We start from the raw sequence: 24592 nt of genomic DNA on the forward strand, positions 1-24592 counted from the left end.
GTGTGTGCGCCGCATGATGACGACGCCGGCGCAGACGATGATGAAGGCGAGCAGCGTGCCGATGCTGGTCATGTGACCGAGCGTGCTGATCGGTGTCAGCCCGCCGAGGAGCGCCGCGAACACCATGAAGAACAGGTTCGAGCGGTACGGCGTGCGCCAGGTCGGGTGGATCGCCGCAAAAAATTTCGGCAGTAGCCGGTCGTTCGCCATGGCGAAGAAGACCCGCGACTGGCCGTAGAGCAGCACCAGCATCACGGTGGTGAAGCCCGCGATGACGCCGAGCGTCACCAGGGTCTGGAGCCAGGGGAACGGCGTCTGCTTGATGGCGGTGGCGACGGGGGCGGCGTCGCCCTTCATCGACGCGTAGGGGACGAGGCCGGTCAACACCGCCGCGAAGGCGATGTAGAGCACGGTGCAGACCGCGAGGGAGCCGAGGATGCCGATCATCATCGTGCGCTGGGGGTTCTTCACCTCCTGCGCTGCCGTCGAGACCGCGTCGAAGCCGATATAGGCGAAGAACACCACCCCGGCCGCCCGCATGATGCCGCTCCAGCCGTACTCGCCGAAGGTGCCGGTGTTGTCGGGGATGAACGGAACGTAGTTCTGCGCCTTGATGTAGAACAGGCCGACCCCGACCACGATCAGCACCACCGCGACCTTCACCACCACGATCACGCTGTTGACCCGGGTCGATTCGCGCACGCCGCGCATCAGCAGCAGCGAGATCAGGCACAGGATCAGCACTGCCGGCAGGTTGACGAAGCCGTGGACGGTCGAACCGTCGGCGAGCTGCACCGTCTCGAACGGCGAGTGCAGGAGGCGCGGCGGCAGCGCGATGCCCCAGTCCTGCAGGAGGGTGGCGACGTATTTCGACCAGCTCACCGACACGGTGGCGGCGCCGACCGCGTATTCGAGCACCAAGTCCCAGCCGATGATCCAGGCGACGAACTCGCCCATCGTGGCATAGGCGTAGGTATAGGCGCTGCCCGAGACCGGGATCATGCTGGCGAGCTCGCTGTAGCACATGCCGGCGAGGGCGCAGCCGATCGCCGCGATGGCGAAGGAGATCACCACCGCGGGCCCGGCATTCTCCGCCGCCGCGATGCCGGTGAGCGAGAACAGCCCGGCACCGATGATCGCCCCGATGCCGAGCCCGATCAGGCTCAGGGGGCCGATCGTGCGCTCGAGGGTGTGGCCGCCGCTCTCCGCATCCTGTCGCAGGCGGTCGATCGGTTTGGTCCGCATCAGCCCGTCCGCCACGCTCTCCTGCGCCATCGCGCCCTCCCAGGGTGTTTGGTCCTCAACGCGACGTCACGGCCAAGGCTGCAATGGCGATCGACGAACGTGGCGTCCCCGGTGCCGGGCACCGACCCGGGGAAGGATGGGCCGCGATCCCCTCGCCCGCGACGCATCGGCCGCTTGCCGACCCGTCCTCCGCTTCAATATGATTCCCGCAACAGACACTGGAGGAGCCCCCATGTGCCGGATCTTCGCCGAGCAGACGCCGGAGCGCTACGCCTACGAGACGCGCTCCCTGCGGATCGGCGGGCACTGCACCTCTCTGCGCCTCGAGACCGCGTTCTGGACCATCCTGGAGGAGATCGCCCGCCAGGAGGGACTCAGCGTCGCGAAATTCGCCACCAAGTTGCATGACGAGGTGCTGGAGCGCCACGGCGAGGTGCGCAACTTCGCCTCGCTGCTGCGCTGCTCCTGCCTGATCTACCTGTCCGAGGGGAGCCGCGCCCCGGTGCTGATGGCGGCGGAGTAGCGCGAGGCCCGCGCCCTCACCCGGCCTCCTCCAGGATCATCGCGGCGCCCTTCTCGGCCAGCATGATCGTCGGCGAGTTGGTGTTGCCCGAGGTGATGCGCGGCATCGCCGAGGCGTCGGCGACCCGCAGGCCCCGCACCCCGCGCACCCGGAGGCGCGCATCGAGCACCGCGCCCGCATCGTGGTCGGCGCCCATCCGGGCGGTGCCGACGGGATGGAAGATCGTGGTGCCGAGATCGCCTGCGGCCTTGAGCAGGTCCGCGTCGCTCGTGATGCCGGGCCCCGGCAGGTGCTCCTCCGGGCGGTAGCGGGCCAGCGGCGCCTGGGCGACGATGCGGCGGGTCACTTTCAGCGAGTCCACCGCGACCCGGCGGTCTTCCTCGGTCGAGAGGTAGTTCGGCCGGATCTCCGGAGGTGCCAGCGGATCGGGGCTGCCCGCATGCACGCTGCCGCGGCTCGACGGGCGCAGGTTGCAGACGCTGGCCGTGAAGGCGCCGAACCGGTGCAGGCCCTCGCCCCACTTGTCGAGCGAGAGCGGCTGGAAATGGTATTCGAGGTTGGCGGTCGCGTAATCGGCTGAGGAGCGGGTGAACACGCCGACCTGGCTCGGCGCCATGGTGAGCGGCCCGGTGCGAAACAGCGCGTATTCCACCCCCATCCAGCCGCGCTTCGCCAGGTTGGCATACGAGAGATTGAGGGTCGGGACGCCGGTGACCTTGTAGACCGGCCGGATCTGCAGGTGGTCCTGCAGGTTCTCGCCGACGCCGGGGGCATGGTGCGCGACTCCGATGCCGAGGGCCTGGAGCCGCGCCCCGTCACCGATGCCGGAGAGTTCGAGGAGTTTTGGCGTCGCGACGGCGCCGGCAGAGAGCACCACCTCGCCATTCGCCCGGGCGAGGTAGCGCTGCCCGCCGCGGCCGAACACCACGCCGGCGGCGCGGCCGTCCTCGATCAGCACCCGCTCGACATGCACCCCGGTCTCGAGCCGCAGGTTGGGCCGGTTGAGCGCCGGCTTGAGGAAGCCGCGGGCCGCACTCCAGCGCCGGCCCCGTCGCTGGTTGACCTGGAAATACGAAGAACCCTCGTTGTCGCCGGTGTTGAAATCCGGGATCTTCGGGATCCCGGCGGCCTCCGCGGCGTCGCGGATCGCGTCGAGGATCGCCCAGCGGATCCGGGGGGGCTCGACCCGCCACTCGCCGCCGGAGCGGTGGAAGCTGTTCGGCGGCGCGATGTGGTCCTCGTGCTTGAGGAAGTAGGGCAGCACGTCGTCCCAGCCCCAGCCTTCGAGGCCGAGCTGGCGCCAGCCGTCGTAATCGGCGGCCTGGCCGCGCATGTAGATCATCGCATTGATGGCGGACGAGCCGCCGATGACCTTGCCGCGCGGATAGGCGAGCTGGCGGCCGTTCAGTCCCGCCTCGGCCTGGGTCGTGAACAGCCAGTCCGCCCGCTTGTTGCCGATGGCGAAGAGGTAGCCGGCCGGGATGTGGAACCAGATCCAGTTGTCGCGCCCGCCCGCCTCCAGCACCAGCACGCGCCGGCGCGGATCGGCCGAGAGGCGGTTGGCGAGCACGCAGCCCGCCGAGCCCGCCCCGACCACGATGTAGTCGTAGGTGCCGAAATCCTCGAGGCCGCCGCCGGCCGTGGTTCCTGCCATCGCGCTTCCCGCCCTCATCTGTCGTTCCGGCGGGTTTAGCGCATTCCGCTGGCGACGGCGCAAGGGGTTGCGGTTAAGCTCCGCCGAAACGCCGGGACAAGGCATGTTCGGGGAGCGGCAGATGGGGCGGAGAGTGGGAATCGCGGCGGGCCTCGCCGTCGGCCTGATGGTGGCCCCGGCGCTCGCCGGCGAGTGCGGGGCGCTCGCCACCCTCAAGATCGAGGCGGTGAACCTCCACTCCGCCGCCGAGGTGCCGGCTTCCGGCGACCTGCCGGCCTATTGCCGGGTGCTCGGCACGGTGCGGCCGGCGATCAGCTTCGAGGTAAGGCTGCCGCTTCAGAACTGGAACGGCAAGTATTACGGCACCGGCTGCGGCGGCTTCTGCGGCACCCTCAACGCGGACGCACCCGGCTTCACCAACGCGATGAATTACGGCCTGCGCCGGGGCTATGCCGCCTCGACGATGGATTCGGGCCATTGGGGCACCGGCTCGGTCGACGGGCGCTGGGCCGCCGGCGACCTCGTCGCCCGGATGGATTGGGGCCAGCGCGCCGTGACCGAGACCGCCCGGGCCGCGAAGGTGCTGGTGCGGGCCTTCTACGACCGGCCGCAAGCGAAATCCTACTTCGCCGGCTGCTCCACCGGCGGCCGCATGGCGGCGATGGAGGCGCTGAAATACCCGAAGGACTTCGACGGGATCATCAGCGGGGCGCCCGCCCTCGACTATACGGGGCTCGTCGCCACGACCTTCGCCTGGGTGACGAAGGCGAATACCGGCTCCGACGGCAAGCCGATCCTGACCACGCCCCGGGTCAAGCAGGTGGCCGATGCGGTGGCGGCGTCCTGCGGGACGAAGGACCAGGCCGGCCTCGTCGCCGATCCGCGGCAATGCGGCTTCAAGCCGGCGTCGCTCCGCTGCACCGGTGCGGCGTCGCCCGATTGCCTGAGCGAGGCCGAGGTCGGAGTCCTGGAGAAATGGTATGCCGGCCCGACGGATGCCGGTGGCCGGGCGCTCTATCCCGGCGGCATCCCGCTCGGCTCCGAGGCGCATTGGCCGCGCTGGCTCACGGGCCTCGGCAACGCGCCGGCGATCCTGCCGCTCTTCTCCGCCGACTTCCTGCGCTACATGGCGTTCTGGCCCTCGCCCGGGCCGGCCTACCGGGTCGCGGATTTCGACTTCTCCGCCGATCCGGCCCGGATGGCGCCGCAGGCGCAGGTCTACAACGCCGCCACCTACGACGCCGCGGCCGGGATGGTGAAGCCGGCGGCCGATCTCTCGGCCTTCCGCGACGCGGGCGGCAAGCTCCTGATCTATCACGGCTGGGGCGATCCGCTGGTCACGCCGTTCATGAGCGTCGCCTTCTACGAGGCGCTGGCGAAGGGTGCGGGCGGCCTCGAATCCCTGGCCATGACCGCGCGCCTGTTCATGGTGCCGGGCATGGACCATTGCGGCATCGGCACCGAGGGGCCGGGCATCGGCGACACCGGCATCGATCCGCTGACGGCGCTGGAGCGCTGGGTCGAGGCCGGCGAGGCGCCGCGCGAGCTCGTCGCGACGAAGCGCGATGCCGGCGGGGCGGTGTCCTGGTCGCGGCCGGTCTGCGCCTATCCGCAGGTTCCTCGCCAGGACGGCGCCGGCCTCTCCTGCGCGGCGCCGTGATGGCGGACGCGACCGGACCGGGGTTTCCGATCCCGGCCGGCCTCGGCCGGTCGGCTTAAGACGATTGTCTCGCGACGGTAGGGAGAAATTCCCTGTAGTGTAACGTGTTAGCAATTGTTCAGGGCCGCTTTCGTGGCATCTGTGCCGCAGGAGTGGCAGGCATGACCGACGACGCACGACCCCGGGTCCTCTCGATCACCAGTGTCACCGCCGTCAGCACGATCGACGGCGGCGATACGCTGGCGGCCGAGGTGAGCGGACCCGATGGCGGCACGGTGTTCCTGCTGATTCCCCTCGGCGCGGCCGGCGCGCTCATCACCCAGCTCACCGACGCCGCCGAGCGCGGCGCGCAGGAACGGCGCCTGCACAGCCAGGGGCCCCGCCCGGTTCCGGAAGCGTGAGGCCAGGCACCTTCGGAGTTTCCGCAGGGGAATGGCTGTTCGGTCGAATGCCGTCGATCGGCTGAACCGATTGGTCAGGGAGGCGGGCGAGAACGGCCTTCGGTCGCGGAGGTGCGTCGTGTCGTTCAGGAATCGACTGCGGTTCGAGCACCAGCTCGCCGCGCTGGTCGGCTTGCTCTGCCTCGCCCTGGTGGGGGCGACGGTGGGCGGCGCCGTCTGGCTCGAGCGGCGCAGCGCCGTCCGCCTCGCCGAGGCGCGCCTCGCCCGCCTCGCCGCCGGCATGGCCGAGACCCTCGACGCCACGTTGCGCGAGCGCTTCCGCGAGATCCAGGTCGTCGCCGCCCTCGAACCGTTGCGCGAGCGCTGGAGCAGCGACGCGACGATGGTCCGCAGCGTCCTCACCGCCATGCGCACGACGGCGCCGGACTATGCCTGGCTCGGCTTCGTCGCGGCGGACGGCCGCATCCGCGTCGGCACGGAAGGTATGCTCGAAGGCCTGGCGATGAACGGGAAGGCCTGGTTCGAGACCGGCCTCACGCGACCCAATGTCGGCGATGTGCACGAAGCGGTGTTGCTGAGCCGCCTCCTCGTCCGCGCCGAGGCCGAGTCTCTGCGCCTCGTCGACCTCGCGGCGCCGGTGCGCGACGCCTCGGGCGGGGTCATCGGGGTGCTCGGCGGGCATCTGAGCTGGGATTGGGCGATCCGCGCCCGGCGGCGCCTTCTCGACGAAGGGCTGCCGGGCACCGACCTCTGGGTGCTCGACCGGCGCGGCCGCGTGATCCTGGGCCCGCGGCTCGGCACGACGCCGTTCGGGCCGGCCCGGGTCGGCGCCATGATCGAGCAGGGCCATGGCCGGTTCGCGGCGATGATCGGGGCCGATACGCTGCTGGCGGGCTTCGCCTCGGCGGCGAAGGGCGAGCGGGGCGAGATCGCGAGCGGCGATCCCGGCCTCGGCTGGATCGTGGTGGCGACCCGGCCGGAGGCACAGGCCCTCGCGCCGGTGCAGCACTCCATCCAGGCCCTGCTCGCCCTCGGCGGCGCCGCGGCCGTGATCGGCATCGCGCTCGCCTGGTGCCTCGGCCGTCAGGCAGCGGCCCCTTTGCGGCGGATGACGGCGGCGGCGGACCGGATCGGCCGCGAGGCCGAGGCCACCACGCTGCCGCGCCTCGACGGTGCCCGGGAATTCGTGGCGCTCTCCGCCGCCCTGCGCTCGCTGCTGCGGCGCATCGGCACCGCCGAGCGCGAACTCAACGACGCCACGATCCGCTCGACCCGGGTCGCCGCCTTCTACCGGCGCCAGATCGAGGACCTGCGCCACGTCGCGGGCACCGACGTGCTCACCGGGCTCCTCAACCGGCGCGGCTTCGCCGCGCCGGCGGAGGCGGCCTTCGCGCAGGCGAGGGGCGGCCGCTGCGGGGTCGCCGTGCTGGTCGTCGACATCGACCACTTCAAGCGCGTCAACGACCAGCATGGCCACGATGCCGGCGACGCGGTGATCCGCCATGTCGGCGCCCTGCTGGCGGAGATCGTGCGCAGCTCCGACACGGTCGCCCGCTTCGGCGGCGAGGAATTCGTGGTGCTGCTCGTCGGCCTCGGCGGGTCCGAGGCTGCGCTCATCGCCGAGCGCCTCTGCGTCGCCGCGCGGGGCGCCGAGATCGCGCATGGCGGCGGCGTCATCGCCGTCACGGTCAGCATCGGGGTCGCGACGGTGGCGGCGCGCGACCCGGACATCCAGGCGGCGATCGCCCGTGCCGACGCGGCCCTCTACGAGGCCAAGGCGCGGGGCCGCGACCGGATCTGCGTCGCGGCGGGGATCGAGGAGATCGAGCGGGCAGCGTGAGCCCCCCGGCCCGGCGAAGCCGGACGACCGATCGGCGGAACCGGATCGCGCCAAGCTCCGTTACTACCCCAGAAGAGTATTCACGGAGTCATGGAGGCGACAATGTTGAAGGGTGGGCTGCTCTGGTTGATCGGCATACCGATTCCGATCATCCTGATCCTGTTCTTCCTGGGCTATCTGCACTGACAGGATTGACAGGCAACTGCCGGGAGCGAAACATGATCGGTGCGAACGCCCGATCTGGTCGGCTCTCGCCGGGCTCGCAGCCGCGCGAGAGGCTTCTCGACTTGAGCGGCCGAGCCGTGCAGCTCGACGAGGAGTCAGCGCCGCGGGGCGAGTTCGCCCATCTGGGCGGCGCGGCCCTGCTCGACGTGCCAGCGCGCATCGGCCACCTGCCGGCGCAGGCTGTTGCGGCGCCACAGATGGTACAGCCGGAACGGGTGCGGGGCCTGGCCGGCCCGGGTCTCGTGATGCGCCAAGCGGCGCAGCAGACCCGGAAGGCAGGCGCCTGCCGCCTCGCCGGTGGCGATGTCGCCGAGGCGGACCTGGCGCAGCAATTCGGCCCGGTAATCCTCCACCTCTGATCCCCCCTCGCTCGTCCGTCTGAAGGAGACGCCGCTCGTCGCGCCGACGAAGGCAGGATGGGAAGATCATGCGGCGGTGGCAACGCGGCATCGTCGCCTGCGGGCGAAAGGCGTTGTGGACCACACAAAAAGAGGCCCTGCCGGCGGGAGCGAGCAGGGCGGTGAAGTCGACTTGGGGGCCTCAGCAACATCCCTGATGGTCGTCCACCCGGTCGAGACCGGGCCAGCAGGGACGGTCGGGCAAGAATTGCCGCAACACTTGTGATGTTGCTGGTCTTTTTCGCACCGTTCCATCACTTATGTGAAAATCCACGATGTGCGTGGCGTGGCGCGGGACATGGCGCGCGGGGCATGGCGCCGGCGGTCGGCCGTCATGGTCAGCCCTCATGGTCAGCCCTCATGGGAGATCATGGGCCCCGGCATAATCCGCGATCGCGACGAGGGCCGGGACGTCGCGCAGGGTGATGGCGGTGGCGCGTTGCTCGACCAGGCCGTCCCGGCGCAATTGCTGCATCGTGCGGTTCATGTGCACCACGCTGAGGCCGAGGGCATCGGCCAGGATCTCCTGGGTGATCGGAAAGGTGAAGCGGTTCTCCTGAACCCGGTCCACCGCCGCTAGCCGCTCGCGCAGCTCCAACAGGAAATGGGCGACGCGCTCGTAGGCGGTCTGGCGCCCGAGGCGCACCACCTGGTTGACGAGCCAGAGTTCTTCCATCTCCCGGGCCTGCCGGAGCGCCGCCGCCAAGCCCGTCTCTCGTCCGCCGGTCTCACCGCCTTGCGCGGTCCCGCTTGCGGCGGCGCATTCGCGCAAGGCGCCCGCCTCGCAGATCTGGGCCGGCGTCAGGGTGGTGACCGACCCGAAGGGCAGCGGGCGCCGGCGCTGGTCGAGGCCGACAAGGTCGCCGGGCAGCAGCACGACGATGATCTGGCGCCGGCCGTCGGCGAGAAGCCGCTGGCGGCAGGCCCAGCCCTCCAGCAACACCTGCGGCCGTGGCGCCGCCTCGCCGTCGCGCATCAGCTCGGTGCGGGCCGGCACCAGGACCGGGCGGGCCGTGACCTGGCGCAGCAGCGCCGCCTCGTCGGGCGCCAGCGGGGCATAGCCGGAGAGGCGGCGCAGGACCGCGTCCGGCGCGCCGGGAGCGCGGGCGAGGGACTCAACCGGCATCGTCGGCCTCCGCGGGCGGGTCTCCGGCGGTGGCACGCGGTTTCAAGCCCGCAGCACGTGCTTCCAGGCCCGCGGCACGCGATTCCGAGCCCGCGGCACGCAAGTCCGAGCCCGCGGCACGCAAGTCCGAGCCCGCGGCACGCAAGTCCGAGCCCGCGGGACGCGATTTCGAGCCCGCGGGACGTGCTTCCGAGCTTGCAACGCGCGACGACGCGCCCGCCTCCTGCAAGCCGTTGCCCGGCGATCGCGGCGGCCGGACCGGCATCTCGATGAGGCAGCGCACGCCGCCCGGGCGGTATTCCAGGGCGGTCGTGGCACCGAACTCGTAGACCAGGCCCTGCTCGATCAGCTCGCGCCCGAAGCCCCGGCGGGACGGTGCGGTCGCGAGCAGGGTGACGCCGCTCTCCTGCCATTCGAGCCGCAAGCGGCGCTCCGGTCCGGCGCCGTAGACGTGCCAGGCGATGGCGATCCGTCCCTCCGGCCGGGCGAGGGCCCCGTACTTGATCGCGTTGGTGGCGAGTTCGTGCAGCACCAGGCCGAGGGTCTCGGCGGTCTTCTGCGGCAGGCGCACCTCGGGGCCGTCGAGGGTCACCTGGCCCTCATCCCGCACCGCGTGGGACAGGACCTCCTCGCCGATCAGCTCGGCGAGGTCGGTGGCGGCATCGGCGCTGCGGGTCATGATGTTCTGGGTGCGGGCGAGCGCCCCGAGCCGGCCGTCGAAATGCATCACGAAGTCGGCGAGCGAGGTCTGGCCCTCGGCGGTGCGGTTGGCGACCGAGCGCACCACCGCCAGGATGTTCTTCACCCGGTGCTGCAACTCGGTGAGGAGCAGGCGCTGGCGGTCCTCGGCCATCCGCCGCTCGTGGCTGTCGGTGCAGGAGCCGAACCAGGTGACGCCGCCGCCCTCCGGATCGGCCATCGGCTCGGCCCGGACGGTGAACCAGCGATAGGTGCCGGCGGCGGCCCGGAAGCGGAACTCGTGCTCGAAGGGCTCGCGGTTGGCCACCGCCCGCTGCCAGCGGCGCTGGTTCTCCTCCACGTCTTCCGGGTGCATCACGGTGAGCCAACCGAGGGCGAGCGCCTTGCCGTCTTCCAGGCCGGTATACTCGTAGAAGCGCGGATTGACGTAGAGCCAATTCAACTCGGCATCGGCGGTGAACAGGAAGGCCGGGACGATGCGCTCCATCCGGCGGAAGCGCTCCTGGCTGGCGCGCAGGGCCCGCTCGGCCCGGGCGGTGGCGGTGATGTCCAGGAAGGTGATGACCACGCCGGCGATGAAGTTGTCGATCGAGCGGTAGGGCAGCACCCGGGCGAGATAGCGTGCGCCGCTCTCCGGGCTGCCGACCTCGCGCTCGATGGTGCCGAGCGTGCGCAGCACCTTGCGCACGTCCTCGGGCAGCTCCGGATAGTTGATGCGCGCTGCGATATGGGTGATCGGCCGGCCGAGGTCGGAATCGATCAGATGGAAGATGTCGGTCACCGCCGGCGTGAAATTCTTCACCCGGAACTCGTTGTCGAGGAACACCGTGGCGATCTGGGTGCTCTCGAGCAGGTTCTTCAGGTCGCTGTTCGCTCGCCCGAGGTCGGTGACCCTGTGGCCGAGTTCGCCGTTGACGGTCTGCAATTCCTCGTTGACCGATTGCAGCTCCTCCTTGGAGGTCTCGAGTTCCTCGTTGGCGGATTGCAGCTCCTCGTTGATCGACTGATACTCTTCGTTGGAAGATTTCAGCTCCTCGTTGGTGCTCTCCAGCTCCTCGATCGTGGCCTGGAGACGCTCGCGGGTCAGGCGCAACTCGCTCTCGAGCCGCTGGACGTGCTCGTCGCGCAGGAAGGACGGGGTCGGCTCCTCGGTGCCGTCTCTCTCCAGCGCCTCGCCCTCCTGGAACAGGATGACGAAGCTCGTCGGGCCCTCGCCGCCGGGCACCGGCTCGACCACCAGGGTGACGAGGCGCCGTTCGCCGTTGGTGCCCATGGCGGTGCGCTCGGCCTTGACGGTCCGGTTCTCGGCGCCCGCCTTGAGGAGCGCGGCGCGCAGGTCGAGGCGCAGGTCGCGGTGAACGAGGTTGAGGAGGTTGAGGCTCGCCGCGCCGGTCGCCGGGTCGATGTAGCGCCCGGTGCGGCCGGAGAAATGCAGCACGTCGTAGGCCTCGTCGACCACCACGTAGGCCGGGGCATAGCGCTCGGCCACCTGCTCGGCCCGGCGGGCGAGGCCGCCCTCGATCGCCCGCGGCCGCAAGCCCCCGCCGCTCTCCGCCTGGCGCCGGTCGGCGACCACGGTGAGGGGGAATTCCGGCAGGACCCGGGTGGCGCTCTCGAGGCGGCGGAAGATGCGGTAGCGCCGGTCGACGGCTGAGAACAGCTTGGCGTGCCGGGTGACGTTCTCCGAATTGCCCAGGAACAGGAACCCGCCCGGCCGCAGGGCGAAGTGGAACAGCGGGATCACCCGATTTTGCAGTTCGCCGTTGAGGTAGATCAGCAGGTTGCGGCAGGACACGAGGTCGAGCCGCGAGAACGGGGCGTCCTTGATCACGTTGTGCTGCGAGAAGATGCACATCTCCCGCAGCTCCTTGACGATGCAGTAGGTCGAGCCCTCCTTGACGAACCAGCGGCCGAGGCGGTCGGGCCGGATCTGGCGGGCCACCGCATCGGTATAGCGGCCGACGCGGGCGGTCGCGAGCGCGCGCCCGTCGATGTCGGTGGCGAAGATCTGCACCTGCGGCACCGCGTCGAGCTTGGCCATGTGCTCGCGCAGCAGGATGCCGATCGAGTAGGCCTCCTCGCCGGTGGCGCAGCCGAGCACCCAGATCCGCACGTGGTCGCCCGAACCTTTGCCGGAGAACAGCCGCGGGATCACCTCGGCTTCCAGCAGCTCGAACTCGCGATGATCGCGGAAGAACTGGGTCACCCCGATCAGCAGGTCGTTGAACAGGTTCTGGACCTCGTCCGGATCGCCGCGCAGGTGCTCGACATACGCATCGATCGTCTCGACCTGCACCACCTGCATCCGGCGATGGACGCGGCGCAGGAAGGTATTCTGCTTGTAGCCGTGAAAATCGTGCCCGGTCTTGTTGCGCAGGATGGTGGCGATGCGGATCAGCGAGTCGCTCGCGGCCTCGGCCTCCGCCGGCCGGGCCTCGGCGCCCCGGTGCAGGTGGCGGGCATGGGCCAGGATCCGGTCCGCCATCAGCTCGGGGATCACGACGTGGTCGGCGAGCGACACGGCGGTGCTGCCCGAGAGCCCCTCCTCGCCGTGCGGCTCGGCCAGGGTCAGGCCGCCCGCCGCCTTGATGGCGGTGACGCCGAGCGTGCCGTCGCTGCCTGTGCCGGCGAGCACCACCGCCACGGCGTAGGCGCCCTGATCCTCGCCCAAGGCGACCAGGAAGGTGTCGAGGCCGCCCCGCTCGCCCGGCTCCGCAGCGAGGCGGAACCGTCCCTGCGCCAGGGTGACGGTGCCGCCCTCGGGCAGGAGGTAGAGACGTCCGGCCTCGACCGCGGCGCCGTCCTCGACCGGCGCCTGCGGCAGGGCGACGGCCCGCGCCAGCACGGTGCGCCAGCGCGCCTCGTCGATCGCCTCGCGCTGCTGCAGCGACACCACGACGGCGACGCCCGGCATCTCCGGCGCGTGGGCGAGGAGGCGCTCCAGGGAGTCGATCGCGAGCCCCGACGCGCCGACGCCGACCATCATCGGCCGCTCCGGCGACCGGCGGCCCGCGCCGTCGGTGCCCGGTTCGGGACGGATCTTCCTCGCCAAGGGTCGTCGCCTCCGGTGCGTGTTATGTCCGAGGGGGTCGGGTCCGCGGCTCGTGACCATACCCGTCCGGCGACGCGCTGTCAGGCCGAGCGGCGGCAATCCCCCAGGGCAATCGGGTGAATGCGGGAGGTGACAAGGACCGGAAGCTCTGAATCGGTCGTCCGCCACGACGTGGTTTAGGAGGCGGGCGATGGACGAGGCGAGCGAGCCGGTAGCGGCGGTGTTCGAGGCGACGGTGTTTCTCGATCATTTCGCGGACCTGCCCGATCCGCGCCAGCCCGGCAAAGTCGCCTATCGCCTGGACGAGGTTCTGCTGCTGGCGTTGCTGGCCATCCTGGCGGGGGCTGAAGGCTTCACCGATATCGCCCGGTTCGGTCACACGAAACTCGACCTTCTGCGCCGATTTCTGCCGTTCCGGAACGGCACGCCGAGCCACGATCATCTCGGTGACATCTTCGCGGCGCTCGATCCCGTCGCATTTCGACGCTGCTTTGCGGCCTGGGCCGCGACGCTGACGCAAACGCCGCTCGACGTGATCGCGATCGACGGCAAGACCTCGCGGCGCTCGGGCCGGGCCGGTGCGCGAGATGCCCTTCACGTCGTCTCCGCCTTCGCCGCACGCCAGCGGTTGGTGCTGGCCCAGACCAAGGTGAGCGGAAAGTCCAACGAGATCGCGGTAATCCCGGCCCTGCTCGACCTCCTGTCGATCGAGGGGGCGATCGTCACCATCGATGCGATGGGCTGCCAGCGTGCCATCGCCCACAAGATCCTCGACAAGAAGGCCGACTATGTCCTGGCGCTCAAGGGCAACCAGGGCACGCTGCACGAGGACGTCACGCTCTTCGTCGAGGAACAGAAAGCTCGGGACTTTGCCGATTGCACCGTCAGCACGCACGAGACCGTCGAGGGCGATCACGGGCGGATCGAGACCCGGCGCGTGACTGTCATCCATCAGGTCGCCTGGCTCCAGGCGCGCCACGCCTGGCCGGGGTTGAAGAGCCTCATCGTCGTCGACAGCACCCGTGACTTGAGCACCCGTGACCCGGTAAACAGGATCGAGCGTGAGACGCGCTGCTATCTGACCTCGTCACCGCTCGGCGCCGACCGCCTCGGGCCTGCCGTCCGGCAGCATTGGGCGATCGAGAACGGCCTGCATTGGATCCTCGACGTCACCTTCCACGACGATCAGTCTCGCATCCGTACTGCTCATGCCCCCGAGAACATGCTGACGGTCCGCCACATCGCGGTGAACGTCGCAGCCCGCAAAAAGGGCAAGGATTCCATGCGCCTCGCCCTCAAAACCGCAGGCTGGGACGACGACTACCTCGTCAGGCTCGTCGCACCATGACCCTTCACCCGATTGCCCTGGGCAATCCCGAGGTTTCATCCGGGCCTCCCGATCCTCAGCTTCGGTTCCCCCGGCAACGCCCCGCTTCAACACAGGTCAAACCGCCGGGCTGACCGGTCGAACGCACTGCCAAATCGAACGCACTGCCAAATCGAGCGCACTGCCAAGTCGCACGCACCGCCGGGCCGAGCGGACAGCGGGGCGACGCCGCCGCCCGCCGCCTCAGCGGCCGCGCGTCCCGGTCCGGCCGCCGATCCGGCGCTCGTAGTGCTTGGCGACCCGCAGGTGGCGCGAGATCGCGTAGTTCATCGCCGTGAGGAAGCCGTAGGCGCCGCGCACGCAGTGGCGCCGGCCGATATAGGCCTTCAGGAAGTTGCCCGGCAGCTCGACGAACAGGCGCCAGGTCGGGATCCGTACGCCCCGCGCCTCGAGGTCGTCGGCCTGCTGGTCGGAGTAGCGGTTGAGCTTGTCGAGCTGGTCGCCGAGCGAGCGGACCGAGAAGTGGTGGATCACCGCCCGCAGGCGCCCGACGGTAGCGCTCGCGTCGAGATCGACCCGGTCATGCACCGGCGAGGGCGAGTAGCGGCCGCGGTCGCGCCGGTAGAGCCGCACCGGCCACAGCGTGTAGGCGAGGCGGTGCGGCCGCGCCTCGCCGGGAAACACCTCGGCGATGCCGAGCGCGTAGGCCGGGTGCGGCGGCTCGCCGGCCGAGAACAGCCGCCGGATCTCGGCGGCGAGGTCTGGCGGCACCACCTCGTCGGCGTCGAGGTTCAGCATCCAGACGTGCCGGCACTGCTCCTCGGCGAAGCGCTTCTGCGGCCCGTAGCCGGGCCAGCCCCGCTCGATCACCCGCGCGCCGAAGGACGCGGCGAGCTCCCGCGTGCCGTCGGTGGAGCCGGAATCGACCACGATCAGGTCGTCGGTCAGGTCGCGCACCGCTGCGAGCGTGGCGCCGATCCGGTCGGCCTCGTTATGGGCGATGAGGAAGATCGAGAGGGGGAGGGGGGAGACCATGGACCGACGGCGGCGAGGATCCGGCCCGCTCGGACGAGCGCCGGTGAGGATCGAGCAGCCTCTAGAGCATCTTGGCCATCCCTGGAAACCGGCTCGGGCCGGATGAGCCCGCCGGCGGGCGGGGGCGTGCCCTGGCGGCCACGGCCGGCCGCAGAAGCGTGGTTCGACCCCGCTGCCCCATTGGCGCCGCACCGATTTGGCTCATCCTTAAGGAGTGCCCGGGAGAATCGGGCGCAAGGAATCGGGCGCGAGGCATCGCCGGCTGCCGCAGGGTTTTTCCCTCGAGGCGCGGCGCGGGGAGCGGTCTTGACGGTGATGGGGTGTCTCGTGCGGAGTCGGACCTTGGGGATCCTCCTCGTCGCGGCCGGGCTCGGCGCCTGCGCGGGCACGCCGAAGGGCGTGCTGGCGCCGGTGGCCGCGACGGTGCCGGGAGCTTCGCGCGTCGACATGCTGGTGGCGACCACCCGCAAGACCACCGCCAATCCGGGCGAGATGTATTCGGGCGATCGCGGGCCGGCCCTGTCCTATGCCGACATCACGGTCTCGATCCCGCCGGATTCGGTGCGCCAGCCCGGCACGGTGCAGTGGCCGAAGGAGCTGCCCGGCAACCCCGCCACCGACTTCGTGACCCTCAGGGCGGAGACCCTGGACCGGCCGGAGGCGGCCGCGCGCCTGCGCCACACCGCGCGCGCGGGCAAGCGCCACGTGCTGGTCTTCGTCCACGGCTTCAACAACCGCTTCGAGGACGCGGTGTACCGCTTCGCCCAGATCGTGCACGACACCAAGGCCGAGGTGGTGCCGGTGCTGTTCACCTGGCCGTCGCGCGGCAGCGTGCTCGCCTACGGCTACGACCGGGAGAGCACCAACTACTCGCGCAACGCTCTCGAGGGCGTGCTGCGGCGCCTCGCCCAGAACCCGGACGTGGCCGAGATCACGGTGCTCGCCCACTCGATGGGCAATTGGCTGGTGCTCGAATCGTTGCGCCAGATGGCGATCCGCGACGGACGCGTCGCGCCAAAGATCCGCGACGTGGTGCTGGCCGCCCCCGACGTCGACGTGGATCTGGCCCGCGAGGCGTTTCGCGATATGGGCCCGGCCCGGCCGCGGCTCAGCCTGTTCGTCTCCCAGGACGACAACGCGCTCGCGGTCTCGCGCCTGGTCTGGGGCAATTCCGGCGCCCGGCTCGGCGCCATCGATCCGAGCGCGGAACCTTATCGCAGCGAGCTCGCCCGCGAGAACATCGCGGTCCTCAACCTCACCGCCATGAAGGGCAGCGACGCCCTCAACCACGGCAAGTTCGCCGGGAGCCCGCAGCTCGTGGCGCTTCTCGGCAACCGGCTGGCACAGGGGCAGACCATCACGGATTCCCGCGTGGGCCTCGGCGACCGCATCGTCCAGATGACCGCGGGCGCTGCCGCCACCGTCGGCACCGCCGCCGGCCTCGCGGTTTCGGCGCCGGTCGCGGTGATCGACCCCCAGAGCCGCGAAACTTATGGCGAGCACCTGCGCAACCTCGGCCAGGGCATCGGCGACACGGCCGAGGGGGCGGTGGATCTCGCCACCGCGCCGGCCCGGGCACTCGGGGGGCGGTGAGGGCTCAGCCGATGGGGGGCGCCGCCCGCCGCCAGGAGCCGTGCGCGACCTCGCCGTCCCGCACGGCCGCCGCGAGGGCCCGATGCAGGCCGTCGCGGTCGAGGGGGACGCAATAGGCGGGCTTCCCCCGCTCGAAGCGCCAGCTCTCCGCCAGGCCCCCGGCATCGACCGGATCGAAGCCGAACTGGTCGATCAGCTCCGCCGCGACCGCCTTGGCGGCGGGATCGTCGCCTGCGAGCGGCAGGGTCCGGCGCCCCGGCGCGCCCGCCGGCCGGCCCTCCGTCTCCAGGTCCCGGGCCCGGATGGCGTTGAATGCCTTGACGACCCGGGCCGCCGGGAGGTGTTCGGCCAGGAGCCCGCTCGTCGTCGCCTGCCGCGCGTCGAGCGCCGCGATGGGCCCATCCCGCTCGGGGTAGTAGTTCATGGCGTCGAGGATGATCTTGCCGGCCAAAGCCGTCTCCGGCAGGGCCCGATAGGCGTGGAGCGGGATCGCCACCACCACGACCTCGCCGAACTCCGCCGCCTCCAGAGCCGTCCCGGTGCGGCAGCCGAGCTCGACGCTGAGGCTGAACAGGCTCCGCGGCCCGCGGGAATTGGCCACCAGGACGTCGTGCCCCCGGGCGATGGCGTGGCGGGCGACGGCCTGGCCGACATAGCCGGCCCCGATGATTCCGATCCGCATGACGTCTCTCCTCACGCTCTCAAGCGCCGCGTCTTGCGTAACTGGACGGCATTCGGCGATAAATCGCGCTTCCGGCGTGGCATTCCCAACCGCCAGGGGGCAATCGTGGATCGGCTCACCAGCATGGCGGTGTTCGTCACGGCTGCGGATCTCGGCTCCTTCGCGGCGGCGGCGGCCGCCCTCGGGATGTCGCCCCAGATGGTGGCCAAGCACGTCGTGTCCCTGGAGACCCGGCTGGGCATGCGCCTCATCAACCGCACCACCCGTCGCCAGAGCCTGACCGAGTTCGGCCGCACCTATCGCGAGCGCTGCCGGGCGGTCCTGGCCGAGGCCGAGGCGGCGGACGCGCTCGCCGAGACGGTGCGGGCCCATCCGCGCGGCACGCTGCGGCTCAATGCGCCGGTGACCTTCGGCAGCCACGGCCTCGTGCCGCTCCTCACCCGCTACCTGCGGGACTGCCCCGAAGTGGAGGTGGATCTGAGCCTCACCGACCGCATGGTCGAGCCCGTCGAGGAGGGGTTCGAGGCGGTGATCCGTTTAGGGCCGCTGGCCGAATCGAGCCTGGTCGCCCGCCCGCTCGCGCCCTACCGGCTGGTGGCCTGCGCGGCGCCGGCCTATCTCGCGGCGTATGGCGTGCCGGCCTCGCCGGAGGACCTAGCCGGGCATCAATGCCTCGACTTCTCGCATTGGCCCCGCGGCCGCGACTCGCTCTGGCGCTTCACCCGGGCAGGGACCACCGTCGAGGCACCCGCGGCCGGGCGGCTGCACATCAACGACTTCCGCGCGTTGCTCACCGCCGCCCGCGACGGGTTCGGCATCGTGCTCGGCGTCGACACCGCCCTGCGGGACGACCTCGCGGCCGGCCGCCTCGTCCGGGTCCTGCCGGACTGGGAGGCGCCGTCGCGGCCGATGCACCTCCTGACGATGCGCGACCGGCGCCCGACCGCCAAGCTGCGCCGCTTCGTCGAGATGATGCTGGAGGAGTTCGGGCCGGACGGAATGGCGGTCCGGACGGGGGCGCTGGCCCGCGGACCCGCCTGAGCAGGTTTCGAACCAAGCGCCTGCCGGATCGGCGGCACACCCTCGGGCGGGCGAAGCGTTGGCCTGCCGACGCAAGTCCGCTTAGGGTGCCGCCGAAGAACCGCCCCGCTTCGCACCGGCTCCGGAGCGTGGAGGTGGGGCACGTCGAGGGGAACACCATGCACCACGTCACCCGCCGCAGCCTGCTCGCCGGCGCCACTGCCGCCGCGATCCTTCCCGCCCCGTGGGTCCGGGCGCAGAGCGGGGCGTTGCGGCTGAAATGCGGGGTGGTGACGCCCGACACCCATCCGGCGACGATCCGCCTGCGCGAGGCGGCGGAGCGGGTCGCCAGGGAGACGAACGGGGCGGTCGAGGTCGCGGTCTTCCCCAACGGCCAGCTCGGCTCGGACACCGACATGCTGAGCCAGCTGCGCTCGGGCGCGCTCGAGATGTTCGCGCAATCCTCCTCGAACCTGGCGACGCTGGTGCCCCGCGCCTCGCTCATCAACATCGCCTTCGCGTGGAGCGGCTACGACAAGGTCTGGCCGGCGGTCGACGGCGAGCTCGGCGCCTATATCCGCGCCGAGATCACGAAGGCCGGCCTCGTTCCGTTCGATCGGATGTGGGACAACGGCTTCCGCCAGACCACGACCAGCGTCCGCCCGATCACCGGCCCGGCCGATTTCGAGGGCCTCAAGCTCCGTGTGCCGAACAGCGCGCTGTTCACCTCCGCCTTCCGGGCGCTCGGGGCCGCCCCGGTGGCGCTCAACTTCTCGGAGGCCTATTCGGCCCTGCAGACGAAGGTGGTGGACGGCCAGGAGAATCCGCTCGCCATCATCACGAGCTTCAAGCTGGCGGAGGTGCAGAAGTATCTCTCCTTCACCAACCACATCTGGGACGGGTTCTGGCTGATGTCCGGCCACCGGACCTGGTCGCGCCTGCCGGAGGACGTGAAGGCGGTGCTCGCCCGCCACTTCGACCAGGCGGCCCTCGACCAGCGCCGGGACATCGAGGGCCAGGGGGTGGCGATGCGCGAGGCTCTGGGCAAGGCCGGCTTCGCGATCAACGACGCGCCCGCCGCACCCTTCCAGGACCGCTTGCGCAAGGCCGGCTTCTACACCGAGTGGAAGGGCAAGTACGGCGCGGAGGCGTGGAGCCACCTGGAAAAATTCGCCGGGGCGGTGTCCTGACGACGCCGCACGACCGTACGAGCCGGCCGTGCGGTGCAGGCCCGTGCGTCACGCCGTTCGGTCGGAGAATGCAACGGAAGGATGCCGCCGGCTCGCACCGTCCGAGGCGGCGGCATGCCCGAGGTTGCCGAGGCCGGGTGCGTCCCTCGCATGCGACGTCGCTGTCGCTCCTGCACGGGATCGGGCGGCCGGAGCAACGCTATCCCGCGTTTCGCTCCATCGCGGCGGCGGCCGCCGCGAGGCCCCACCTCACCAGGTCCTCGGCCTCCTCGGCGGATTTCGCCTCCGCGTAGCAGCGGAGTTCCGGCGCGTTGCCCGAGGGGCGGAAGTGGATCGTCCGCTCGCCGTCGAGTTCGATCCTGACCCCGTCCTGCTCGTCGACCGCGCGCGGCTCCCCGACCGGGCGGAGGAAATCGCGGCGGAACGCCTCGTCCTTGAGCTGCCCAAGGAGAGCGCCGCTGCGCTCCGCGGCGACGTTGGGGAGCCGGTTGCTGGCCGTCTCGCCCACATCGAGCGTGACCACGAGGTCGGCGAGCGGCATGGCGGCCTGGCGTGCCGCGGCCAAGGTCGCGAGGATCGGGAGGACCGCGTCGCGCGTCGGCAGGGCCGGAAGGATCTTGTCGCCGACGGGACTGTCCGACCCGAGCAGGAACCCGCCATTGGCCTCGAAGCCGCAGACGATCGTCGCGCCGTCCAGCTGCGCCTGCTCCATGCCGGCGATCACGAAGGGGGAGCCGACCTTGGTGCGCAGCACCTGCCGGAAGCCACCGGCGCGCTCGATGGCGGAGCCGGCCGTGACGGGAACGACGACCGTATCGGCGCCGAGGTACCGGGCAGTGATGAGCCCGAGAACATCCCCTCGCACGATGCGGCCCGTCCCATCCGCGATCAGGGGGCGATCCGCATCGCCGTCGGTCGTCACGAGGGCGTCGAACTGGCCGGACGCCATGACGTCGCGGATGAACGCGACATCCTCCGGCCGATGGGCCTCGGTATCGATCGGGACGAACGTCTGGGACCGGCCGATCGGTGAGACGTCGGCTCCCAGGGCCTCGAGCAGGTCGACGAGCAGGTCGCGGGCGACGGAACTCTGCTGGTAGACGGCGATCGTCTGACCGGACAGGGTGTCCGCCTTGAACGCATCGAGGTACCGACGGCGATAGCGCGCGATGGCATCCGGCTCCGGCTCGGCAGGAACGGCCGGAGGAAGAGGAGCGCCCGCCGCGACAGTGCCGAGTGCTGCCAGGATCGCGGCTTCGTCGGCTTTGGTGATCTCACCGTCGGGGCGATAGAACTTCAATCCGTTGCGATCTTCCGGGATGTGGCTGCCGGTGACCATGACGGCGCAGCATCCGCGCTGCCGCGCCTCGAGCGCGAGGGCGGGAGTCGGCAGCGGGCCGCAATCGATCGCGGCGAGGCCGGCCGCGGCGGCGGCCGTGGCCACGGTGGCGGCGATCTCCGCGCTGCTGCTGCGCAGGTCACGTCCGATCACCACCTCGCGGGCCGCGCCGGCCTCTCCGCCCACGGAGGCGAAGAACGCCGCCGCATAGGCGTAACTGGGCCCGCCGACGAGATCCGTCACCAGGCCGCGCAGTCCAGACGTTCCGAATTTCAAGCTGCTCATGAATATCCACCTGCGGAATGACGAAATAGAACGCGATGTCGGGGTTCGCTGCCGCTTCGACCCGCGACGTGCGTGCGTGTCGCTCCATGTTGTCGTGAGGAGGGCGCCATCGTGGTGACCGCGCAAGGAGCCGGAGGGCAAGCCCTGGCTGAGGTCGCTCGGATCGAGATCATCGCGTCCCACTCGGTTTTGGCCGCGCTACGCCGGCCGCGACCTGCCACGTCTCGCCCATGGACCGCCCGCCCTCGACGCACTCACCGCATCGCCGGCGTGCCTTGGCCCACTCGTCGGTGCGGAGGCCGGGACGGGGAGGAACGCCGGGCGAAAGGCTGGCGAGGCCGCGGAACCGGGCGAGGAGTGCGGCGGGGCGGGCAGGGGACATGGCATTCTCCCTATCGCGAATCCGAGCACGCGCGCATCAGGCTTTTGCGCAACCCGCTCCGGGATGTTCCCAGGGCAATCGGGTGAAGGGTCATGGTGCGACGAGCCTGACGAGGTAGTCGTCGTCCCAGCCTGCGGTTTTGAGGGCGAGGCGCATGGAATCCTTGCCCTTTTTGCGGGCTGCGACGTTCACCGCGATGTGGCGGACCGTCAGCATGTTCTCGGGGGCATGAGCAGTACGGATGCGAGACTGATCGTCGTGGAAGGTGACGTCGAGGATCCAATGCAGGCCGTTCTCGATCGCCCAATGCTGCCGGACGGCAGGCCCGAGGCGGTCGGCGCCGAGCGGTGACGAGGTCAGATAGCAGCGCGTCTCACGCTCGATCCTGTTTACCGGGTCACGGGTGCTCAAGTCACGGGTGCTGTCGACGACGATGAGGCTCTTCAACCCCGGCCAGGCGTGGCGCGCCTGGAGCCAGGCGACCTGATGGATGACAGTCACGCGCCGGGTCTCGATCCGCCCGTGATCGCCCTCGACGGTCTCGTGCGTGCTGACGGTGCAATCGGCAAAGTCCCGAGCTTTCTGTTCCTCGACGAAGAGCGTGACGTCCTCGTGCAGCGTGCCCTGGTTGCCCTTGAGCGCCAGGACATAGTCGGCCTTCTTGTCGAGGATCTTGTGGGCGATGGCACGCTGGCAGCCCATCGCATCGATGGTGACGATCGCCCCCTCGATCGACAGGAGGTCGAGCAGGGCCGGGATTACCGCGATCTCGTTGGACTTTCCGCTCACCTTGGTCTGGGCCAGCACCAACCGCTGGCGTGCGGCGAAGGCGGAGACGACGTGAAGGGCATCTCGCGCACCGGCCCGGCCCGAGCGCCGCGAGGTCTTGCCGTCGATCGCGATCACGTCGAGCGGCGTTTGCGTCAGCGTCGCGGCCCAGGCCGCAAAGCAGCGTCGAAATGCGACGGGATCGAGCGCCGCGAAGATGTCACCGAGATGATCGTGGCTCGGCGTGCCGTTCCGGAACGGCAGAAATCGGCGCAGAAGGTCGAGTTTCGTGTGACCGAACCGGGCGATATCGGTGAAGCCTTCAGCCCCCGCCAGGATGGCCAGCAACGCCAGCAGCAGAACCTCGTCCAGGCGATAGGCGACTTTGCCGGGCTGGCGCGGATCGGGCAGGTCCGCGAAATGATCGAGAAACACCGTCGCCTCGAACACCGCCGCTACCGGCTCGCTCGCCTCGTCCATCGCCCGCCTCCTAAACCACGTCGTGGCGGACGACCGATTCAGAGCTTCCGGTCCTTGTCACCTCCCGCATTCACCCGATTGCCCTGGGGATGTTCCCGGGATCCGTTGCCTCGAAGCGGCGTTCCGAGCACCTTGGGCGCTCCGTCCCCGCCGCGCCGCCTGCGTGTCCGGGGGATTTTCACGAGGAACCCAGGGGCAGGGGCATCTGCCCGCGTCGGGGCGTCGCGCAGCCTCGTCGCGCATCGGGTTCGGCCCCCATGGGGCGACCCTTGCAAGGCCCTGATAGATCAGGATTTCTTCTTCCCCGTGGCTGCGTCGTCGGGGATCGATGTCGCAGCTGCGCCCGCTCGCGCTGCCCGCTCCATCGCCTCCATCGCGTCGCTCCGCATCACGTGCGCGTTCGCCGCTGTCGCGCCGGGGCTGGCGCGGCGCAGCAATTCCTTCGCGATGTCAGGTTGCCGGAAGCCCGCAGAATCCGTGTCGCGGCCGTGTGCCGGTTGTCGTGGAAGCGATCGCCCGGGATCCCGCCCAGGCCCTCAGCCGCCGCGTCCGGCTTCCGCGCCGAGGCCGCGCTGCGCCTTCGAGCGCAGGCGCTTGTTCTGGAAGACCAGCGTGACCGTGGCGCCGCTGCCGCGGTCCGACCAGAGATACGTCTCGAAGGTGCCGAGCCCGGGGATCATCGCGGTGGCGTCGATGGTACCGCGGCAGCCGAGCAGGTCCTCGACCTCGGAGAGACGCATCTCCGCCTGGAGCAGATCGAAGGCGCCGAGGCTGACCGGGCACTGCGTCCGCTGGGTCGGCGGCCGGTGCGCGGCGACGGGCGCCAGCGCGGAGCGGGGCGGCGCGGCCAGCGCCGGATCGGCGGCCGGCGGCTGCGTGCGCCAGGTCCGGACGGTCGGGGCGTCATCCCATGCATCGGGGAGGGCGGCCGGCACGGCGAGCGCGTGTGGCGCGTCCGCGGGCGGGGTGTCGCCGGATGCCGCGCCGGGTCGCAGGACTTCCATTGCGCCGCCGCCGCTCCGCAGGGAGGGGGCGAAGGCCGGGCCCTGCCGCAGCCGGACGGACCCGGTCGGCGCACCACCGCGGCCGGACCCGTGCGGCGCCCGCTCCGCGCCCGCCTCGACGGGGGCGCGGGCGTGCGCGACGACGATGGCCCGGCGCAGGGCCGTGTCGAGGCCGCGCAGGTCGCGGGCGAGGCGCTCGCTCCGGCCAGTGCCGGCAGGCCCGGAGCGGATCTCGCAGGCTGCGAAGGCGGACAGGGCGTCGCGGATCTCGTCCTCGGTCCACTCCCCGGCCGGCTTGCCGAACAGGTCGGCCTCGCCCTGCGGCACGGCCGCCGCCGTGGCGGCGCTGAGCCGGCCGAGCCTGTCCTCCGCGAGGGCGCGGTGCGCGCCGCAGCCGCCGGCTGCCGCGAGGGCCGCGCGGAACGGCGAGGGTGCGGCGGCAAGGGAGGAGCAGCATGCGGCCACGAGCAGGGCCGGTGCGAGAAGGAAGCGCATGAGGGCGGTCGCCTGGAGCTAGGTCATGCTGCCTAAGCGAAAGGTTCGATGTGAACGGACTCTTACCGTTCGAACTGGAGCAGCCGGGCTTCGGCCGCCATGCCTTACCGTCCCTTGACCATCTCGCTCGGATCGACCGCACCCCGCGTCATTCCAAATCCGATCGATC

General features: G+C 70.7%; 18 protein-coding genes (1 of these 18 cut by a window edge). 8 read left to right on the plus strand and 10 right to left on the minus strand.

The window, feature by feature from the left end:
- On the minus strand, positions 1-1275 hold the 5' portion of the coding sequence (locus DA075_RS02285; RefSeq protein WP_099951822.1) for an amino acid permease. The gene continues 198 nt to the left of window position 1, outside the view; only the first 1275 of its 1473 coding nucleotides appear in the window; the start codon lies at positions 1273-1275; the stop codon falls past the left edge of the window.
- 202 nt (positions 1276-1477) lie between these two features.
- Here DA075_RS02285 and DA075_RS02290 point away from each other — a divergent pair, with 202 nt between their 5' ends.
- Positions 1478-1768 carry a ribbon-helix-helix domain-containing protein gene (locus DA075_RS02290; RefSeq protein WP_099951823.1) on the plus strand — a complete coding sequence of 97 codons (291 nt, stop codon included), beginning with the start codon at positions 1478-1480 and terminating at the stop codon, positions 1766-1768.
- Positions 1769-1784: 16 nt separating this feature from the next.
- Here DA075_RS02290 and DA075_RS02295 read toward each other — a convergent pair whose 3' ends face one another.
- Complete coding sequence (locus DA075_RS02295; RefSeq protein ID WP_099951824.1) at positions 1785-3422, minus strand: GMC family oxidoreductase; 1638 nt, start codon at positions 3420-3422, stop codon at positions 1785-1787.
- 121 nt (positions 3423-3543) lie between these two features.
- On the opposite strand from DA075_RS02295, the gene DA075_RS02300 reads away from it, so the two are divergent.
- From DA075_RS02300 to DA075_RS02310, 3 genes are all read left to right on the plus strand, one after another.
- Positions 3544-5082, plus strand: a complete 1539-nt coding sequence (locus tag DA075_RS02300) for a tannase/feruloyl esterase family alpha/beta hydrolase (RefSeq protein WP_164712188.1) — start codon at positions 3544-3546, stop codon at positions 5080-5082.
- A 161-nt stretch (positions 5083-5243) separates the two neighbouring features.
- Positions 5244-5483, plus strand: a complete 240-nt coding sequence (locus DA075_RS02305; RefSeq protein ID WP_099951826.1) for a hypothetical protein — start codon at positions 5244-5246, stop codon at positions 5481-5483.
- A 118-nt stretch (positions 5484-5601) separates the two neighbouring features.
- Complete coding sequence (locus DA075_RS02310) at positions 5602-7323, plus strand: sensor domain-containing diguanylate cyclase (protein WP_164712189.1); 1722 nt, start codon at positions 5602-5604, stop codon at positions 7321-7323.
- Positions 7324-7643: 320 nt separating this feature from the next.
- Here the strand turns inward: DA075_RS02310 and DA075_RS02315 are convergent, their stop codons facing one another.
- The 3 genes from DA075_RS02315 to DA075_RS02325 all read right to left on the minus strand — a co-directional run bounded on the left by DA075_RS02315 (position 7644) and on the right by DA075_RS02325 (position 12757).
- On the minus strand, positions 7644-7901 hold the full coding sequence (locus DA075_RS02315) for a hypothetical protein (RefSeq protein WP_099951828.1): 258 nt from the start codon (positions 7899-7901) through the stop codon (positions 7644-7646).
- Between the two features lie 403 nt (positions 7902-8304).
- The gene (locus DA075_RS02320) at positions 8305-9072 is read right to left on the minus strand and encodes a Crp/Fnr family transcriptional regulator (RefSeq protein WP_099951829.1); all 768 of its coding nucleotides are present in this window, start codon (positions 9070-9072) and stop codon (positions 8305-8307) included.
- Positions 9062-12757 carry a CheR family methyltransferase gene (locus DA075_RS02325; protein ID WP_210207042.1) on the minus strand — a complete coding sequence of 1232 codons (3696 nt, stop codon included), beginning with the start codon at positions 12755-12757 and terminating at the stop codon, positions 9062-9064. The genes DA075_RS02320 and DA075_RS02325 overlap by 11 nt, the downstream gene beginning before the upstream one ends.
- Positions 12758-13013: 256 nt before the next feature.
- Here DA075_RS02325 and DA075_RS02330 point away from each other — a divergent pair, with 256 nt between their 5' ends.
- On the plus strand, positions 13014-14171 hold the full coding sequence (locus DA075_RS02330) for an ISAs1 family transposase (RefSeq protein WP_167456062.1): 1158 nt from the start codon (positions 13014-13016) through the stop codon (positions 14169-14171).
- Between the two features lie 222 nt (positions 14172-14393).
- On the opposite strand, the gene DA075_RS02335 is transcribed toward DA075_RS02330, so the two are convergent.
- On the minus strand, positions 14394-15185 hold the full coding sequence (locus DA075_RS02335; RefSeq protein ID WP_099951830.1) for a glycosyltransferase family 2 protein: 792 nt from the start codon (positions 15183-15185) through the stop codon (positions 14394-14396).
- A gap of 342 nt (positions 15186-15527) precedes the next feature.
- Between DA075_RS02335 and DA075_RS02340 the strand changes: the two genes are divergently transcribed.
- Entirely contained in the window at positions 15528-16778 is a 1251-nt protein-coding gene (locus DA075_RS02340; RefSeq protein ID WP_414468069.1) for an alpha/beta hydrolase, read from the plus strand.
- A 4-nt stretch (positions 16779-16782) separates the two neighbouring features.
- Here DA075_RS02340 and DA075_RS02345 read toward each other — a convergent pair whose 3' ends face one another.
- Positions 16783-17460: an NADPH-dependent F420 reductase gene (locus tag DA075_RS02345; RefSeq protein ID WP_099951832.1), complete on the minus strand. Its 678-nt coding sequence runs from the start codon at positions 17458-17460 to the stop codon at positions 16783-16785.
- 105 nt (positions 17461-17565) lie between these two features.
- On the opposite strand from DA075_RS02345, the gene DA075_RS02350 reads away from it, so the two are divergent.
- Entirely contained in the window at positions 17566-18501 is a 936-nt protein-coding gene (locus DA075_RS02350) for a LysR family transcriptional regulator (RefSeq protein ID WP_164712190.1), read from the plus strand.
- Between the two features lie 158 nt (positions 18502-18659).
- Complete coding sequence (locus tag DA075_RS02355) at positions 18660-19670, plus strand: TRAP transporter substrate-binding protein (protein ID WP_099956351.1); 1011 nt, start codon at positions 18660-18662, stop codon at positions 19668-19670.
- A 199-nt stretch (positions 19671-19869) separates the two neighbouring features.
- On the opposite strand, the gene DA075_RS02360 is transcribed toward DA075_RS02355, so the two are convergent.
- The 3 genes from DA075_RS02360 to DA075_RS02370 form a co-directional block, all read right to left on the minus strand.
- Positions 19870-21294, minus strand: coding sequence for a phosphohexomutase domain-containing protein (locus DA075_RS02360; RefSeq protein WP_099951834.1), 1425 nt, complete (start codon positions 21292-21294; stop codon positions 19870-19872).
- 472 nt (positions 21295-21766) lie between these two features.
- Positions 21767-22924 carry an ISAs1 family transposase gene (locus DA075_RS02365; protein ID WP_167456062.1) on the minus strand — a complete coding sequence of 386 codons (1158 nt, stop codon included), beginning with the start codon at positions 22922-22924 and terminating at the stop codon, positions 21767-21769.
- A gap of 536 nt (positions 22925-23460) precedes the next feature.
- Complete coding sequence (locus tag DA075_RS02370; protein ID WP_099951835.1) at positions 23461-24423, minus strand: hypothetical protein; 963 nt, start codon at positions 24421-24423, stop codon at positions 23461-23463.
- Positions 24424-24592: the final 169 nt, after the last annotated feature.

The sequence above is a fragment of the Methylobacterium currus genome (genome assembly GCF_003058325.1).
In the GTDB taxonomy this organism is placed as follows: domain Bacteria; phylum Pseudomonadota; class Alphaproteobacteria; order Rhizobiales; family Beijerinckiaceae; genus Methylobacterium; species Methylobacterium currus.

Excerpts from the sequence above, each read along its gene's own strand:
- DA075_RS02290 (WP_099951823.1), top strand. The coding sequence starts at position 1,478 with ATGTGCCGGATCTTCGCCGAGCAGACGCCGGAGCGCTACGCCTACGAG.
- DA075_RS02295 (WP_099951824.1), bottom strand. The coding sequence starts at position 3,422 with ATGGCAGGAACCACGGCCGGCGGCGGCCTCGAGGATTTCGGCACCTAC.
- DA075_RS02300 (WP_164712188.1), top strand. The coding sequence starts at position 3,544 with ATGGGGCGGAGAGTGGGAATCGCGGCGGGCCTCGCCGTCGGCCTGATG.
- DA075_RS02305 (WP_099951826.1), top strand. The coding sequence starts at position 5,244 with ATGACCGACGACGCACGACCCCGGGTCCTCTCGATCACCAGTGTCACC.
- DA075_RS02320 (WP_099951829.1), bottom strand. The coding sequence starts at position 9,072 with ATGCCGGTTGAGTCCCTCGCCCGCGCTCCCGGCGCGCCGGACGCGGTC.
- DA075_RS02325 (WP_210207042.1), bottom strand. The coding sequence starts at position 12,757 with ATGATGGTCGGCGTCGGCGCGTCGGGGCTCGCGATCGACTCCCTGGAG.
- DA075_RS02330 (WP_167456062.1), top strand. The coding sequence starts at position 13,014 with ATGGACGAGGCGAGCGAGCCGGTAGCGGCGGTGTTCGAGGCGACGGTG.
- DA075_RS02335 (WP_099951830.1), bottom strand. The coding sequence starts at position 15,185 with ATGGTCTCCCCCCTCCCCCTCTCGATCTTCCTCATCGCCCATAACGAG.
- DA075_RS02345 (WP_099951832.1), bottom strand. The coding sequence starts at position 17,460 with ATGCGGATCGGAATCATCGGGGCCGGCTATGTCGGCCAGGCCGTCGCC.
- DA075_RS02355 (WP_099956351.1), top strand. The coding sequence starts at position 18,660 with ATGCACCACGTCACCCGCCGCAGCCTGCTCGCCGGCGCCACTGCCGCC.
- DA075_RS02360 (WP_099951834.1), bottom strand. The coding sequence starts at position 21,294 with ATGAGCAGCTTGAAATTCGGAACGTCTGGACTGCGCGGCCTGGTGACG.
- DA075_RS02365 (WP_167456062.1), bottom strand. The coding sequence starts at position 22,924 with ATGGACGAGGCGAGCGAGCCGGTAGCGGCGGTGTTCGAGGCGACGGTG.
- DA075_RS02370 (WP_099951835.1), bottom strand. The coding sequence starts at position 24,423 with ATGCGCTTCCTTCTCGCACCGGCCCTGCTCGTGGCCGCATGCTGCTCC.